Origin of the sequence: Rhodococcus sp. NPDC127593 (genome assembly GCF_042671975.1) — a bacterium.
Lineage (GTDB): Bacteria > Actinomycetota > Actinomycetes > Mycobacteriales > Mycobacteriaceae > Rhodococcus_F.
This window is the reverse complement of sequence record NZ_JBHXWI010000040.1, coordinates 75,042-89,007: the sequence shown is the minus strand read 5'-3', so window position 1 is coordinate 89,007 and position 13,966 is coordinate 75,042. Positions and strand designations below refer to the sequence as shown.

Annotated in this window: 7 protein-coding genes and 6 pseudogenes; 9 read left to right on the top strand and 4 right to left on the bottom strand. The window is 61.7% G+C overall.

Translation table 11 applies throughout. The features are described 5' to 3' along the window. Positions 1-77 precede the first annotated feature (77 nt). The gene (locus tag ACFVJ3_RS32325; RefSeq protein WP_378455935.1) at positions 78-200 is read right to left on the bottom strand and encodes a hypothetical protein; all 123 of its coding nucleotides are present in this window, start codon (positions 198-200) and stop codon (positions 78-80) included. Between the two features lie 805 nt (positions 201-1,005). Between ACFVJ3_RS32325 and ACFVJ3_RS32320 the strand changes: the two genes are divergently transcribed. The 6 genes and pseudogenes from ACFVJ3_RS32320 to ACFVJ3_RS32295 all read left to right on the top strand — a co-directional run. After that, positions 1,006-1,692 (top strand): GntR family transcriptional regulator, encoded by a 687-nt coding sequence (locus ACFVJ3_RS32320; RefSeq protein WP_378455934.1) that lies wholly within the window; start codon positions 1,006-1,008, stop codon positions 1,690-1,692. A gap of 500 nt (positions 1,693-2,192) precedes the next feature. Next, entirely contained in the window at positions 2,193-2,426 is a 234-nt protein-coding gene (locus tag ACFVJ3_RS32315) for a hypothetical protein (RefSeq protein ID WP_378455933.1), read from the top strand. Between the two features lie 120 nt (positions 2,427-2,546). Further along, positions 2,547-2,867 (top strand): annotated as a pseudogene (locus tag ACFVJ3_RS32310) (hypothetical protein); the annotation flags it as partial. Between the two features lie 1,189 nt (positions 2,868-4,056). Beyond that, positions 4,057-5,508 (top strand): MFS transporter, encoded by a 1,452-nt coding sequence (locus ACFVJ3_RS32305; protein WP_378455932.1) that lies wholly within the window; start codon positions 4,057-4,059, stop codon positions 5,506-5,508. 121 nt (positions 5,509-5,629) lie between these two features. Continuing rightward, positions 5,630-6,055, top strand: a pseudogene (locus tag ACFVJ3_RS32300) (IS1380 family transposase); the annotation flags it as partial. Positions 6,056-6,098: 43 nt separating this feature from the next. Beyond that, a pseudogene (locus ACFVJ3_RS32295) lies at positions 6,099-6,685 on the top strand (SDR family oxidoreductase); the annotation flags it as partial. A gap of 124 nt (positions 6,686-6,809) precedes the next feature. Here ACFVJ3_RS32295 and ACFVJ3_RS32290 read toward each other — a convergent pair. After that, a pseudogene (locus ACFVJ3_RS32290) lies at positions 6,810-8,125 on the bottom strand (IS256 family transposase). A 115-nt stretch (positions 8,126-8,240) separates the two neighbouring features. Here ACFVJ3_RS32290 and ACFVJ3_RS32285 point away from each other — a divergent pair. Both ACFVJ3_RS32285 and ltrA read left to right on the top strand, forming a co-directional pair. Continuing rightward, positions 8,241-8,324, top strand: a pseudogene (locus tag ACFVJ3_RS32285) (SDR family oxidoreductase); the annotation flags it as partial. Between the two features lie 601 nt (positions 8,325-8,925). Beyond that, the gene (ltrA, locus tag ACFVJ3_RS32280) at positions 8,926-10,290 is read left to right on the top strand and encodes a group II intron reverse transcriptase/maturase (protein WP_378455931.1); all 1,365 of its coding nucleotides are present in this window, start codon (positions 8,926-8,928) and stop codon (positions 10,288-10,290) included. A 135-nt stretch (positions 10,291-10,425) separates the two neighbouring features. Here the strand turns inward: ltrA and ACFVJ3_RS32275 are convergent. Then, a pseudogene (locus tag ACFVJ3_RS32275) lies at positions 10,426-11,800 on the bottom strand (IS701 family transposase). Positions 11,801-11,882: 82 nt separating this feature from the next. Next, positions 11,883-12,965: an IS630 family transposase gene (locus ACFVJ3_RS32270; protein ID WP_378455930.1), complete on the bottom strand. Its 1,083-nt coding sequence runs from the start codon at positions 12,963-12,965 to the stop codon at positions 11,883-11,885. Positions 12,966-13,143: 178 nt separating this feature from the next. Here ACFVJ3_RS32270 and ACFVJ3_RS32265 point away from each other — a divergent pair, with 178 nt between their 5' ends. Further along, a complete protein-coding gene (locus ACFVJ3_RS32265) occupies positions 13,144-13,899 on the top strand; it encodes an SDR family NAD(P)-dependent oxidoreductase (protein ID WP_378455929.1) in 756 nt (251 codons plus the stop codon). The last annotated feature ends 67 nt before the right edge of the window (positions 13,900-13,966 follow it).

Sequence of the window (13,966 nt, the reverse complement as noted above, 5' to 3'; positions counted from 1 at the left end):
GCTGGCTAGGTTGCGGCGGAGCGGGCTGGCTAGGTTGCGGCGGAGCGGGCTGGCTAGGTTGCGGCGGAGCGGGCTGGCTAGGTCGCGGCCGGAGCGGGGTGGATTCGGAGCGCGGGGAAGTCGGTGACGTAGAGCGTGCGGCCGTTGTCGGTGATGTCGATGGCGAGCGGGGACGCGGGCGTGGGAATTCTGCCGGTCAATGTGGCGGTGGCGAGGTCGACGACGGCGATTGCGTTGCCGGCGCTGTCGGTGACGTATGCGGTGCGTCCGTCGGGGGGAGACCGAGGAACATGGTCGTTCTCCCAGCGTGAGCGTGGTGCTCACGGTGTTGGTGGCTGCGTCGATGATGGTGAGGTGGCCGTCGCATTGGCTTTCGATAACTCACATCTTTGCCATTCACTCCACCTCGTAGTGCCGTGAGCACCACACGAATACTCTCCGGCACCTGCATCCAAACCTAGCCGGTGACTAGCAACCGAGTTCGCGCCATACATCGCGGGCATCCAAAACAGTTGACGGCGCCCATCGTGGAGGACTGCGTGTTGGTTCCCATGCACACCGTTCCCGGCAGTGCCCAGCCGTCCTCCACCCGGGATTTGATGCGATATTCCATTGCGGCCGAAATTGTAGATGTTCGCTGAAGTTTCCCCTGAGTCTGCGCAAACCTGCGGATCTTCGGTCAGAGCCGCCACCTGCATCCAGTCAGGCTGAAAGCTGTGGTCGAAGCAAAATCTACACCGTGAGATCCTGCTAATTGAACGCGTCGATGAACATCGTTCCGTCGAGACAGATAAATATCTCGATCTGAGGCAAAACGACGTCGCCCACACCAGCCTCATCCACCCCCGCCGCTGGCCAGGATCTTAGCTGCCATTGTCTGTGCCAATGTGTTGCACCTTTCCACAGACCGCCTTTCGGCTTTAGTGTGGAACACTTCCATGCTTCCACAGCGCCGTCAATAGCAATATGCTCGAACGGCACCCGACCATTGAGAGGACCGAACCCGTGACAGAGCTGGCAGGGCAATCCTGGGGAGAAATTTCGCCGGTTTCGACCGTTGAGGCTCTTGCGAAGGAGCTGACTCTTCAGATTTTGTCTCCGAAGGGAACGGGCGAGTTGAAGCTGCGCGAGTCAGTCGTAGCTCAGCATTACGGCGTCGCGCGGCACACCGTGCGGGCCGCTATGGGCCAACTCACGGCGCGCGGCATCCTGACGCATACGGCGAACAAGGGCTGGAGAGTGCCGCAGTTCACAGACCAGGACTTTCAGGACATCATGTTTCTTCGCACAGCGCTTGAGGTTCAGGCGCTCCGTGAGGTGGCAAGGCGGAACGCCGGCATAGGCGCCACCGCGAGTCGCGCACTGGAACGCATCCGCTTGTGCACCACAAAGACGACCTGGGCAGAACGGATGGAAAACGACATGACGTTTCACCGCGGACTTGTCGACGAAGCCGACAGTCCACGCCTCAGCCGGGCCTACCGCGATTTGCAAGATGTTTTACACCTGGCGCTCATCCAGAGGGAGAGCTGGCTTGAACCCGAAACTTTAGAGACATGGCAGGAATTACACGTTCGGATGGCAACCACGATCGAGCACGGCGATCCCTGCGAGGTGGAGGCTATGCTCCGGCAGACGTTCGACTACCCACTTCACCCCGGAGCATCGGCGGACGCTCTAGACGTGCTCTAGACGAGCTCTAGACGAGGAAGTCACCGAGGCGTCTGCCTTGCCATTGGCATCGCATCGGTTTCCATCTTCACGTTAGCCGCTGGGCCACGTCATATTGCCTTGAAGTGAAGGACCCGACGCATACACGCTCCGCCGTGACCGTCCGAAGTCGGCGGGCCGAAACGGTTCGCAGCGTGCAAATCCCCAGCTAGAGGTGAGCGGCGATGTTACAACGGCATCATCAACAACCCTCTCAACCTGGTCTGAGACACAATCGGTGTCCGTAATCAGTGAGGTTCGAGGGCGAGTTCGGAGTAGGAAGCATTGAGTAGCGAAGAGGCCGCGGACCGGGTGGATCCGGTCGGCGTGCGGCCCAGTGAGGTACCAGATCCGCAGGTTGCCGAGAAGGCAGTGCGGCGGACGTTCACCGCGAAGTACAAGCTCGCCGTCGTCGAGGAATACGAGCGTGCCGAGCACGGCGAGCGGGGGCGATCCTGCGGCGGGAGAACCTGCACTCATCGTTGCTCACCGAGTGGCGTCGTCAACGCGACCGGGGTGCGCTCGCCGGTTTGTCGGTGCCGCGCGGACCCAAGCCGACGCCCGCTGCGTCGGACCGCGGTTTGACCGCGGAGAACGCCCGGCTGACCGCGGAACTCGAGCATGCCCGGGAAGTGATCCGCATCCAGGGGGAACTGTCCGCGCTCTTGGAGAAGCTCTCATCGAGCAGCGTGGAGACGCCCGGGAGCAGGCGTTGACGATGATCGATCACGCGATCGCCGAGTTGACACCGCTGATCGGGGTGCGCCACGCGTGCGCCGCGACGGGTCGTGCGCCCGCCAGCTACGAACCAGACCGGGGACCGCCGCCGCCAGGCCTACCGGCCGGACCTTCCCGGGCGGTTCGACAGCATCGAGGCCGCCCGGCTGCACGGCAAGGAATGCTTCGATTGGTACAACTTCGAGCATCGCCATTCCGGGATTGGCCTACATACCGCTGCCGACGTGCACTACGGGCGAGCGACGGAGGTGCGACGCCGGCGTGGCATCGTCCTCGATACCGCCTACGCGGCGCACCCGGAACGATTCGTCCGCAACCCACCGGAGCCGCCCGCATTGCCCATCACCAGCTGGATCAACAAACCACCCGCAGAGGAGGAGAACTCGACAACTGTCGAAACACTGTCTCAGAAAGGTTGACAGCTTCCGTAATGCCGATCGTCACATCCACGTCATCGAACGAGACCGGCGCCAGGCCAGGCCCGAGACCCCTCCCGCCGCTTTCCGATCATCGCCCTCTCTCAAGGGTCAAGGTTATTGAACAGCGCGTTCCCTCCGTCTCGTTTTGTCGCCTACCCGCACCTGCCGCGTGAGCAGTGTCGAACATGAGGGATGGCTCTGTCGGTAACTAACCGAGCATCAGGGTGTTCCCCTATCGAGGTAATTGAGCTACTGTTCCACACATCACGAATACTCAAGTGAGGACGGTCACATGCGGGCAGTTGGTGTTTCCCGCCTCGGTACGGGCGTGGGCGCGGGTGCTGCAATGAGCACCACCAAGGTCGTCCGGCCCGCCAATTCGATGGCGGGCTAATGTCGCAGGTGGAGTCCCAGCTGCCGCAATCCACGAAGCTCGTGTCGCAAATTCGACGGTGACAACCATTGCCGACGCGCTCGGATCGAAAAGTAACGTCGCCCGGCCGCCCGAGTCCACCTACGCAGCCAGCGAGAGCGGCCCGGAATGCAGCAAACACCTTTGAGGAAACAATCCACCTAGCGCTATTGGCTTCGACGGCATCGATACAGCTTCACCGACAGCTCAAGCGGGTGGGAACAACCGCTATGTCATCACGAGTATGGATCGCTAGCTACTCGGACTGGATCCGCACTGACCGGAGCCGCCAAACCGTTTCGAAGCTCCAGACAATAATTGAAAATGGCAATTTTCAAAAATATCGAGGACTACAGTCGGAATGCGGCAAGAGTTACGACTCATTATCGGTCAGTGGACTAGCTCGGACTCACTCTAGTCGGTAGTGCTTCCCAAACATCCAGTTAAAAATCTGGTAGGGCACCAAACGTTACCTATAGACGGCATTCCTTTCCCGCAAAGAAAGTCTCAGACAACAGGCTGGGACGCCGGAGAGCTGATCTCGCTAATCTTGATCCTGCCAGCGGTGATTTCGATGCATCGCAACCGCCGCGAAAAGGGATTCGTCAGTGGCCTAGGAGCAGGTTCACCTCCTCCGACCGAACTAATACGAAAATAATCTGATATCAGAGGAAAATCCTTAACTTCCATCGACACCGCTACGGATTCAATTTATCCAAAACGGTTCGCCACGATGGGCTCTTTCAAGCCCGACGTCATGCCTCGAGAGGAATTTAAATGAACAACGGTCCTGCTTCGGAAAAGCAGTTCACAAAGATAGTATCTCAAGCCCATAGACGCATTGCCTGGCGACTGCTTCCGTTCTTAATGCTGCTATATTTCGTAGCATACTTCGATCGGGTCAGCCTTTCGTATGCTGGCCCAGGCGGGATGAATGCGGAACTTGCTTTAACGGCAAACGGTTTCGGATTCGCAGCTGGACTGTTCTTTATCGGGTATACGTTTCTTGAGCTGCCGAGCAATATTGCCCTCCACCGATTCGGTGCCCGCGCTTGGCTGGCGCGAATTATTGTCACATGGGGTATTATTCAGACCGCTATCGCGTTCGTACCGAATGCTGAGACGCTTTATGTCTTGCGATTCACCCTTGGGGTTGCCGAAGCTGGATTTGTACCCGGGGTACTTTACTACTTCACATTGTGGTTCAACCACAGCCAGCGGGCGCGGGCAACAGCCTGGTTCTTATTCGCGTCGGTACTCGCAACCACAGTTGGAGCGCCTCTGGCCGCGACTCTAATCGACCTCGGTGATCGCCTCGACTTATTCGGAATGTCCGGGTGGCGCTTCTTGATTTTCGCCAGCGGTCTCCCTGCCGTGGTTCTAGGAGTCACCGCCTACTTCTACCTCAGCGACAGTCCAAGCCAAGCTAAGTGGCTAAGCGCCGAAGAGAGAACAGCTGTTATCGAAAGCATCGCCTCGGACGCCCGAGCCGTCAATGTGCCGCGGACCTCGGTTCGACAGACGCTCGCAAGTCCATGGGTTTGGGTTGTCGGACTCTCGTATATGAGCATTGTGTATGGCTCATACGCCCTTACATTTTTTCTACCGACATTTATCGAGGGTTTACAGCAGCAGTACGGTTTGATCCTTACACCCCTTCAGCGGTCCCTGATCGTCGCGGTGCCGTTCGCAGTGGGAGGCGCCTCGCAGCTCACCATAGGCCGTCTAGGCGACAAATATGGCCACGCGGGCTACCTCTCAGCGATGTGTACGACAATTGGTGCCGTCGGTGCTCTGGTGGCGGCATTTGCGGACTCGCCGCTGGGCATGCTGTTCGGTCTCTGTCTGTTCGCGATCGGAGCTTTCGGTGGACCGGTCCTCCTGTTCCCATTGGCTACAAAGCTATATGTGGGGATCGGGGCGGCGACGGCGTTGGCCGTGGTGACCATGCACGGCGGCGTAGGGGGCTTTGTTGGCCCATACGTCACAGGCGCTCTGATTGATGTAAGTGGCAGCGTCGAGATTGCGATGTTGGTTATCGCCGCACTCCTCCTGCTGGGCGGCTTCCTGGCAATTACTGCGGATCGTGCTGTCTCGCGTCGAGTGCTCAAGTACCGTTCGTCGATACCAGCCGCTGATCCGACTTCGGGGCCGATCGCAGAAGGTGCCGACAAGAACAAAGTTACTGCACAAGATCTCAACAAAGTACAAACCAGAGGTCGTCCCTAAGCCTGGAAGCACCGATTGGGATGAGCGCCTGAGAGTGTCATAAAGGCGAAATGTCCTGTCGTAGTGGAAGAATAAGACTTCTCTAGGGTCAGATTCAGCCACGCAGAAGGACATCTCGCGGATGCAACTATCTCACACCCGGCCCGTCGCTGCGGCGAGGTTCGACGACCCGAATCTCGTGTCGACCGCGGGACTGATCCCGGTGATGGCATTGGCCCAGGCCAGCGGCCTGCGCACCCTCGCCGATCAGCACCTGAGCGTGCCGACGGACAAGGGTGCCAATGCCGGCCGCAAGCTCGGATCCCTCGTCGGTGGGATGGTCGGCGGCGCCGACAGCATCGCCGACCTGGCGATGTTGCGGCACGGGGCGATGGGGACCGTCTTCGACCGCCCCTATGCCCCGTCGACGCTGGGATCGTTTCTCCGCGAATTCACCTTCGGGCACGTCCTGCAGCTCGACGCTGTCGCCTCCCGCTTCCTGCTCGGGCTCGCCGCTCGCACCCCGGTGGTGGCGGGAATCGGCGGACGGGTACTGGTCGATATCGACTTTTGCGCGCAACTCCATCAGGGCCCGGAACGGAGAGCTAACGATGTACACAAGACTTGCTGATCAAGTGTGCTGGGTCTCCGGCGGCGGCAATGGAACCGAAAGGGCGATCGCGGCGGCTTTGGTCGCAAACTACGCGAAAAAGGTGATTGCCGACCTCCATGAGACCGCCGGAAAGCAGACCGTCACCGACATGGCCGCCGCGGGCGGTGAAGTCGATTACGTGCAGACAAACGTTCTGGACACCGGCTCGGTCACCGCGTCGATCGCGACGACGGAAGCGCGATTTGGACGTTTGGATGTGGTGGTGAACTCCGCCGGTGCCACCTCGAGCGGACGGCCAGATGACTTTGAACGCAATGTGGACATGTTCCTGCTCGGCGTCTGGCGCGGGATGAACGCTGGAATAGACGCGTTGTTGCGTCATGGTGGTGGCAGTGTCATAAACATCGCGTCAATCGCCGGAATCACGGGCTCCATCGGCCCCACCGGCTACGGGCCGCCAAACACGGCGTGATCGGCGCGACCAAAGACGCTGCGCTGAAGTACGCCAAAGATGGCATCCGGTCCAACGTCGTCTGCCCGGGTTATGTGCGTACCCAGATGACCGCTGCACACTGGGCAACGGACGACGACAGCGATGCCGATATCAAGGGCAAGCTGCGGGTACCGATGGGGCGGTGGGGGAACATCGGAAGAGATCGCAGCTGTGGTGGCCTCGAGATATTGTCAATTCCTGTGGATGGGCGAGGTTTCAGGCGACCTCGGATCCAGCGTTGGCGGGTTCGACAGCGTCGGTGCCCGGCGTGATGTCGGTGGGGCGTTCGAGCAGTCTGCCCTTGTGGAACACCGCTCCGGCTCGGACGAGCGCGACCAGATGTGGTGCGTCGACCGCACGCCAGCGCGCTTGTGCGGCGTCGATCAGCTTGTAGGCCATGGCAAGTCCAGCTGCGCGGGATCCGGGACCCTTGGTGACCTTCGTCCGGAGCCGCACCGTCGCGAAGGTAGATTCGATGGGATTCGTGGTGCGTAGATGCACCCAATGCTCGGCCGGGTACTTGTAGAACTCGAGCAGCACATCCATGTCGTCGGTGATCTTCGCGACCGCTTTCGGGTATTTCGCTTGGTCGTCGAGTTCGAAGGCTTTGATCGCCAGTTGCGTTTTGTCGATGTCCTCGGCGTTGTAGATTTCCTTCATCGCCGCGAGCGCACCTTGCTGCGCCGACTTCGGCAGCGCAGCAGGCACATTGGCCTGCTTGTGGAACCAGCATCGCTGCTCCCGGGTTTCCGGGAACACCTCCCGCAGCGCCCGCCAGAACCCCAGGGCGCCGTCACCGACCGCGAGGACGGGGGCGGTCATGCCGCGGCGTCGGCAGCCGCGCAGCAGGTCCGCCCACGATTCGGTGGACTCGCGGTACCCGTCGGTGAGGGTGACGAGTTCCTTCCGGCCGTCCGCGCGGACGCCGATCATCACCAGCAGGCACAGTTTTTCCTGCTCGAGCCTCACCTTGAGGTGGATACCGTCGACCCAGAGATAGACGAAGTCGTGCCGGAGAGGTCCCGATCCTGGAAGGTCTTGGCCTCGTCCTGCCACTGCCTGGTCAACCGGGTGATCGAGGCCGCCGACAGCCCGGCACCCGATCCGAGGAACTGCTCGAGCGCAGGCCCGAAGTCGCTGGTGGAGAGCCCGTGCAGATACAACAGCGGCAGCACCTCGTTCATCTGCGGGGACTTGCGCACTAACGCCGGCAGGATCGCGGACGAAAACCGCTGCCGCTCCCCGGTGTCCGGGTCGACGCGCTTGTCGTTCACTCTGGGAGCCTTCACGTTGACCGCACCCGCGGCGGTCAGCACGTCGCGTTCGTGGTGGTAGCCGTTACGCACCACCAGGCGGCGACCGTTCTCGTCGACCTGATCAGCGAACTGCTCGATATAGGCGGCGACCTCCGCCTGCAGCGCGGCCGCGAGCATCTGCCGGGCACCGTCACGGACGATCTCGTCGAGCAACGACCGGCCACAGGTCGGGTTGTCGTCGTTGGACTGGTCGTCATCGTGTACTACCGTGAGCACAGGCGTACCTTCCCAACCAGCGTTGGCGCGCTGGTCTTGATCGAATACCGGATTCTTTGCAGATCATCATCCGGGAAGGTATGCCCTCCCCGATCCACAGGTATCGATCATTGCTCTGGTGGCCTTCCTGGCCTCCGACCAAGCGTCGTTCATCACCGGTCAGACAATTGTCGTCGATGGGGGACTGACAGCTCGCTAGTAGTACTTTGTTGCGCGACCAGGGAATGGAGGTGACCTTGTGTAGGTGACCTGTGTTCGTAAGCTCGTCGTCGCTTGCCGGTGTGAGTCCGGTCCGGGTAACTGTCAGGGGGCCCGGTAGCAGACTGGCGGCTTCGTGGGGAAACCTGCGGGGTCGAAGCCCAGTGTCGAGAGCCCTTCAAGGGGGAGCAACCGATCGGTCCGTAGCATGAAGCGAAGCCTGCGGCGTCGTTAACTACCCGCCTTCGGGTGGGCAAAGGGAGTGCCGAGCCGCCAGCATCACGGTGAAGGCCATGGAAGACGCTGAAGACCTGAATGTGCAGGCGTCGAAGAACTCCCCGGCGTATGGGGTGCGGAACGTTCGGATAGTGACGGCGGGAACTGGTGAGGCCCTCCCCGGCCCGGCGACCTGCGGAAATATGTCGCTGGAGGGTGGTGCCCTATAACCGATGACCTCGGGAAATGGGTGGCCTGTCGGGAGGGAGTCGGAGGCGGTCGTAGTACCGATCGAGCCGAGCGGACAACAGAACCGTCGGTGAGGGAAGGGCCGCTGCTTCGTCGATGTGTCGTGTTCGTTGAGAGGGGCCTGGTGAGTGCCGGTGATGGCTAGTTCCGCCACGGTGGGGTCCGGGTTGGACCCGGTTCGAGATCTTCAGCATGCGCTTTACCGGGCGGCCAAGGCCGATCCCCGGCGACGGTTCCATTCGTTACGGGACAAGGTCTTCCGCAGAGACGTTCTGTGGCGGGCGTGGGTCGCGGTGCGTGCCAACAACGGCGCACCGGGTGTCGACAAGACCACTCTGGCCGAGGTCGAGCAGTACGGGCTCGAGCGGCTGCTCGACGAGTTGGCCGCGCAGTTGCGGGAAGGAGCGTATCGGCCGTTGCCGTTGCGTCGGGTGTGGATTCCCAAGCCCGGCTCGAAGGAACAGCGTCCGTTGTCGATTCCCGCTGTGCGGGATCGGATTGTGCAGGCGGCGTGCAAGATCGTGCTTGAGCCGATCTTCGAAGCCGATTTCCTGCCGTGTTCGTTCGGGTTCCGTCCGAAACGCGGTCAGCACGACGCGCTGCAAGTCCTCGTCGATGAGGCGTGGCGCGGTCGCAGGTGGGTGGTCGAAACGGATATCGCCAACTGTTTTTCGGCGATTCCGCAGGAGAAGTTGATACGAGCGGTCGAGGAACGCGTCAGTGACCAGGCTGTGCTCAAGCTGCTGCGTGCGATGTTGCGCGCGGGGGTGATGAGCGACGGTGTGGTGCGGCGTGAGGTGACCGGAACTCCACAGGGTGGTGTGATTTCACCGCTGATGTGTAACGTGTTCCTGCATCGGATCGATCGGGTGTGGGATGTGCGTGAGCATGGGGTGCTGGTCCGTTTCGCCGACGACGCCGTCGTGATGTGTCGGACTCGTGAGCAGGCCGAAGCCGCGTTGATGCGGTTGCGGGAACTGCTGGCCGAACTCGGGCTGGAACCGAAGGAGGCCAAGACGAGGATCGTGCGCCTGAAACTGGGTGGTGAGGGCCTGGATTTCCTGGGGTTCCATCATCGGTGGGTGCGCGCGCAAGGACGCACCGGCGGCAAGGGTGTGGAATTCCTCGCTCGTTGGCCCTCGGACAAGGCGATGCAGCACGCACGGGACCGTATCCGTGGTCTCACGGGAAGTAACCGGACGTTGCTGTCGGTGGACGTGATCGTGGGGGAGCTCAACAGCTTCCTGCGCGGGTGGGCTGGGTATTTCCGATACGGGAGCTCCTCGGCTCGGTTCACCAAGATCCGGCACTACGCGCTGACGCGGGTGGTGGGCATGCTCGCCAAGAAGCACAGGCGTAGCCGCAGGTTCGGGATGTGGGTGGTCTCCCAGTCCTCGGATAACCAGCTCGGATTGATCAGTCTTGATGGGATCGTGGTCGCACCCAGGCCCTTTCGGGCTTGGCGGGTGACGCCGAATGCCGGCGGTGAACGGCGTCGGTAAGCCGTGTGCGGGAGAACCGCATGCACGGATTGACGGGCGGGAGCTGGAAACGGAACCAGATCGGCCACGGTCGAGGAGAAGAACGACCAACGGGAAACCGTATGGGTCACAAGCGGCTTCGCGACCTACCGCCGATCACGGTCTCCGCGCCAGCTCTCGACCCTCCAGGTCGGGAAGGTGTGGTGGCACAGTGGGCAGGTACCGATCCAACGAGCAAGTGCGCGTTGGAGTTCGCGCACGATGCCGTAGAGGGTCAGTCCTGCCCAGTCGCTTTTGGGTCGGCCAGCCGGAGGGTGGTGAGGAACAGGTGCGCGGCGGAGACCAGGGTGGCGTGGTGGTGCCAGCCCAGCCAGGAACGGCCCTCGAAATGGTCCAGTCCGAGACCGGTTTTCAGCTCCCGGTAGTCGTGCTCGATGCGCCAGCGGAGCTTGGCGAGGCGGACGAGTTCTTTCAGGGGCGTGTCCGCCGGGAGGGTGGAGAGCCAGTAGTCGGTGGGCTCGTCGGCGCCGGCGGGCCACTCGGCGAGCAACCACACCTCCGGCAGAGTGTCGTCGTCGGCGCGGGGGATGTCCCGGTTCGCCGGCCGGATCCGCATGGCGGCGAAACGCGAGCTCATCGCCGCGGTGGGGTTGTCGGGGTCGGCCTTGGTCCCGCGCCGCCAGGTCACGGTCTGAAGGGCCTTACGCCCGGCGGCGAGAACGAGGTCCTTGCAGGTCGAATGCGGCCCGTAGCGGGGTGTCGGCGGGCGCCCGCGGCCGCTGTAGGCCGCGGTCTGCGGGATGGCGTCGCCGGGATGGGCGCTGGTGACGCCCTTGACGGCGACGACGTAGTCGATGCCGCGCTCGGTCAACGCGAGCCGGAAGGCGGTGGCGTCGCCGTACCCGGCCTCCGCGACCGCCGCCGGCGGGATGCGCCCCCACTCGATCAGCTCGTCGATCATCTCGATCGCCATCTGCCACTTGGGGCGGTGATGCTCGGTGTCGGGGATCGCGGACCGCTGCCGGCGGGCGGTGATCGCCGCGACCGCGTCGGGGTCGGTGGTGGAGCGATCGTCCCAGCTCTCGGGCAGGAACAGCCGCCAATCCAACGGTGCCGACGCGGCATCGGAGGCGGCGTGCACACTGACCGCGATCTGGCAGTTGCCGACCTTGCCGAGGGTGCCCGAATACTGCCGGGCCACGCCCGGCGAGGCGGGTCCGTCCTTGACGAAACCGGTGTCATCGATGACCCACGCATCCGGAGCGATCAGATCGCACGCTCTGCGCGACAGCGTTTTCCGCACCGGCACCACATCCCACGGTGAGGTGGTCACGAACTGCTGCAACCGTTGGTGATCGACCTGCAACCGCTGCGCCATCGGCTGCATCGACTTCCGCCGGCCGTCGAGCATCAACCCCCGCGCATACAGTCCCGCCTTCTCCCGTTGATCCTTACGCGCCAGCGACGAGAACACCTCACCGACAAACGTATCCAACTGTTCCCCGACACGGGCGAGAGCGGCTGTATCCATGCCCGCATACTCTCGAGAAAGCCACGAGAACTCGAGCCGACACGCCGAGGTAACAAAGTACTACTAGTGGTGTGTCTCTGATTTAGCTGATCTTTTCCAGTGCGACGCGGCCGCGCGCAACCTTGGCGAGGATGGATTCGGCGGTCGCGGTCCATTCGTACGGTCGGGGGCTTTCATTGTGGGCATCGAGGTATTCCTCAATGGAGGCGATGAGGTGCGGTACGGAGTGAAAGACCCCGCGCCGCAGAGCTTTATCAGTCAGCTCTCGGAACCAACGTTCGACGAGATTAAGCCACGAGGAGGAGGTGGGAGTGAAGTGCAGGTGGAACCGTGGATGCTTATCGAGCCAAGCCCGGACCTTCTCGTGCTTGTGGGTGGCGTAGTTGTCCAGGATCAGATGGATCTCCAAGTCCTTGGGCACCTCACGGTCGATGGTGCGCAGAAATCTCAAGAACTCCTGGTGACGGTGGCGCGGCAGGCACTGGCCGATCACCTTGCCGGTAAGGACGTCGAGCGCGGCAAACAAGGTGGTGGTGCCGTGACGCTTGTAGTCGTGGGTCATCGTCTCGCCGCGGCCCTTGATCATCGGGAGCGAGGCCTGGGTCCGGTCGAGGGCTTGCACCGACGACTTCTCGTCCGCGCACAACACGATCGCCCGCTCGGGCGGGTTCAGGTACAGACCGACGACGTCGACGAGCTTGTCCTCGAATCGCGGATCGTTCGACAGTTTGAACGTCTCGACCCGGTGCGGCTTGAGTCCGCGAGCGGACCACACGCGCTGGACGGTGTCCTTGGAGACCCCGACATACTCTGCCATCGTCCGGCAACTCCAATGAGTCTCGCCTTTCGGGCGGTAGTTCTGCGTCAGATCCACAATCTTCTCGATCTTCTCCTGCGGGATCGAGGGCTTGCGACCACGACCCTTGCGCACCTCACCCAACCGCGCCATCCCGTACTCGGCGAACCGTGCCCTCCAGTTCGCCACCGATCCCGGCGATACCGACAACGCCTGCGCGATAGCAGTGTTAGCCATGCCCTCGGCCGCCATCAACAACGCCTTGGCCCGCACCACCTCCCGATGCGCACCCGACTGCGAGCGCGCCAACGACTCGAGCACAACGCGCTGCCCATCGGAAATCTCCAAAGCGGGTACCGGGTTCCTCATGTACGGATTCTATCGAATCGATCAAGAATTATTTGCGAGACACACCACTAGCGCCACAGATGGCGCGTTCGCGATACCTGAACGTCTCTAGATGTTGTTCTGCAGGGTGATTAGCGTCACGGCCGGAGGCAGGCAATCCACATCAGCAGTTACCACTTCGAAGAACGGATAATCAGACGTGACTGGTCGTGTTCAGGGCAAGGTTGCTCTCGTCACCGGAGCTGCAAGTGGCATGGGAGTGGCGGATATTCGACTTCTCGCCGAAGAGGGCGCATCCGTCATCGCCGGCGATATCAACAAGCAGGTCCTTGATGAGGTGGTCGCTGAACTGATCAACGAGGGACTGGCCGTAACTGCGGTCGAATTGGACGTCGCTGACGCTGAAGCCTGGGATTCTGCAGTGCGGACCGCGGAAGAGGTGTATGGAGCGATCTCCATCTTGGTCAACAATGCAGGCATCTACGTCGACAAAGGGCTCGAGGATACCGACCAGCAGGTGTGGGATCGTGTCATCGGAATCAATCAAACGGGCGTGTTCTACGGTATGCGCGCGGTCATCCCGTCGATGAGGCGTGCCGACGGCGGGTCAATCGTAAATATTGCCTCGATTCACGGGATCGTCGGCACCGAGGTCGGCACGGCCTATCACGCGAGCAAGGGTGCGGTCCGGTCGCTGACCAAGCAAGCGGCATGCCAGTATGGGCCCGAGAACATCCGGGTCAACTCCATCGACCCCGGCATCATCGAGACGGCCATAGTCGCCAAGCTCCGCGAGGAGTTCGATTTCGACGCACTGGCACAGTTCATCCCGTTGAAGCGTTTCGGCTCTACACGGGAAATCGCCAAAGGTGTCCTGTACTTGGCCTCCGAGGATTCGTCGTTTGTCACCGGTACGGATCTGGTGATCGACGGTGGCATGATTTCTATCCAGTAACGCCGACTCATCGAACGATTGGTATCTCGTTTCGAGCTCAATGAAACACCGGAGTGGCGATGACCGT

Bases quoted from the DNA above. Each gene is read 5' to 3' on its own strand.
- ACFVJ3_RS32305 (WP_378455932.1), top strand. From the start codon at position 4,057: ATGAACAACGGTCCTGCTTCGGAAAAGCAGTTCACAAAGATAGTATCT.
- ltrA (WP_378455931.1), top strand. From the start codon at position 8,926: ATGGCTAGTTCCGCCACGGTGGGGTCCGGGTTGGACCCGGTTCGAGAT.
- ACFVJ3_RS32270 (WP_378455930.1), bottom strand. From the start codon at position 12,965: ATGAGGAACCCGGTACCCGCTTTGGAGATTTCCGATGGGCAGCGCGTT.